Source organism: Streptomyces sp. WG7 (assembly GCF_049975785.1).
Lineage (GTDB): Bacteria > Actinomycetota > Actinomycetes > Streptomycetales > Streptomycetaceae > Streptomyces.
Genome location: NZ_JBNGGE010000131.1, coordinates 1 through 1,938, shown reverse-complemented (window position 1 = coordinate 1,938; position 1,938 = coordinate 1). Strand labels below are relative to the sequence as shown.

At 69.2% G+C, this 1,938-nt stretch carries 2 protein-coding genes; one reads left to right on the top strand and one right to left on the bottom strand.

Annotated features, from left to right (window positions below):
• On the top strand, positions 1-907 hold a 907-nt coding region (locus ACP4J0_RS38335; protein ID WP_426604048.1), incomplete at its 5' end, for a citrate:proton symporter.
• Between the two features lie 124 nt (positions 908-1,031).
• On the opposite strand, the gene ACP4J0_RS38330 is transcribed toward ACP4J0_RS38335, so the two are convergent.
• The coding region (locus ACP4J0_RS38330) for a citrate:proton symporter (protein WP_426604046.1) at positions 1,032-1,938 on the bottom strand (907 nt) is incomplete at its 5' end.

The following is a 1,938-nucleotide window of genomic DNA, read 5'->3' as shown; positions in this document are numbered from 1 at the left end:
GCGCCTGGGCATGAACCCGCTCATCCTGGCGACCCTGGCGGCCATGGCGCTGGGCACCATCTCCGGCACCACGCCCTGGGGCGGCGCGGCCACCCGCGGCATCAGCGTCCTGCACCTGAGCGCCACCGAGTACTTCGTCCACATGATCGGCCCCATGGCCCTCACCAGCCTGGCGATCATCGCCGTCGCCTACTGGCTCGGCCTGCGCGAGCGCCACAAGATCGACGGTGAGAAGCTCGCCGCCTACAAGCTGGAGATCGCCACCGGCGCGGCGTTCGAGCCGGTCAAGGTGGACTGGCGCCTGTGGTTCAACGCCGCCCTCACCCTGCTGCTGATGGTGCTCCTCATCATGGAGGTCGCCGACCTGCTCGTCCTGTTCATGGTGGCGTTCGTCATCGCCCTGCTCGTCAACATCCGTGCCATCGGCGACCAGCAGGAACTCATCAAGCGGCAGGCCGCCAACGCCGTCCCGGTGATGATCCTCGTCCTGGCCGCCGGCGTCTTCACCGGCATCATGACCGACTCCGGCATGATCAAGGCCATGGCCGACGCGGCCCTCGCCATCGTCCCCGAAGGCTGGGGCGACATCATCCCGCTGTTCACCGCGATCCTCGCCCTGCCGCTCGGCTTCTTCATGTCCAACGACGGCTACTGGTTCGGCGTCGTCCCCGTACTCGCGGAGTCCGCCGCGCACTACGGCATCCCCGCCAACGAGATCGCCCGCGCCGGCGCCATCGGCCAGATCCTCCACATGATGGGCCCCACCAGCGCCCCGCTCTGGGTCCTCCTCGGACTCGTCAAGGCCGAACTGGGCGACTTCCAGAGACACGCCCTGCGCTGGGGCGTCCTCGTCTCCGCCGCATACATCCTTTTCGCCGTCGTCACCGGCGCCATCAGCGTCACCTGAGCCGCGGACTGTGCCTCGCAGGCCTCCTCGTTCCCGGTGGGCCGCACCCCGTATCGGTGCGGCCCACCGGGTTCATGCCGTGCCGCCGCGGGGTCCCGAGGGCTCGCCGCCGCGGCACTCGGCGTCAGGCGACCGTGATGGCGCCGGTCATCAGGGCGAAGGCGATGTAGGCGAGCGAGACGGGGACGCCCCAGCGCAGCGCCGTCTTCTGGAAGTCGCCGAGGTCCGCCTTGACCAGTCCGAGCAGCACCCACAGGGGCGCGGAGGTGGGGCCCATGCTGTGCAGTATCTGGCCGATGGCGCCGGCGCGGGCGATCTCGTTGGCGTGGATGCCGTAGTGGCCCGCCGATTCGGCCAGCACGGGGACCACGCCGAACCAGTACGCGTCGTTCGACATGAAGAAGCCGAGCGGAAGCGCGAGCAGGGCCGTGAAGAGGGGCACCAGATTGCCCCAGCCGTCCGGGACGACCGAGAGGGCCGCGTCCGCCATCGCCTCGATCATTCCGGCGTCCGTCATGATGCCCGTGAAGATGCCGGCCGCCAGGACGAGCATCATCACCGGCACGGCGTTGGCGGCCTGGCGCTTGATGAGTTCCTGCTGGTCGGCGATGGAGCGGATGTTGACGAGCAGGGCGACGGCGAACGCCACCATGAAGAGCACCACGAGGTCGGCGACCTCGAGGATGAGGAGCACCATCAGGAGCAGGGTGAGGGCGGCGTTGAACCACAGCCGCCAGTCGGCCTTCACGGTAGGGATGGCCTCGCCGGAGGCGATCTCCAGCTTGTAGGCGGTGAGCTTCTCCCCGTCGATCTTGTGGCGCTCGCGCAGGCCGAGCCAGTGGGCGACGGCGATGATCGCCAGGCTGGTGAGGGCCATGGGCCCGATCATGTGGACGAAGTACTCACCCGCGTCCAGGTGGAGGGCGCTGATGCCTCGGGTGGCCGCGCCGCCCCAGGGGGTGGTGCCGGAGATGGTGCCGAGCGCCATGGTGGCGAGGGCGGCGAGAATCAGGGGGTTCATGCCCAGGCGT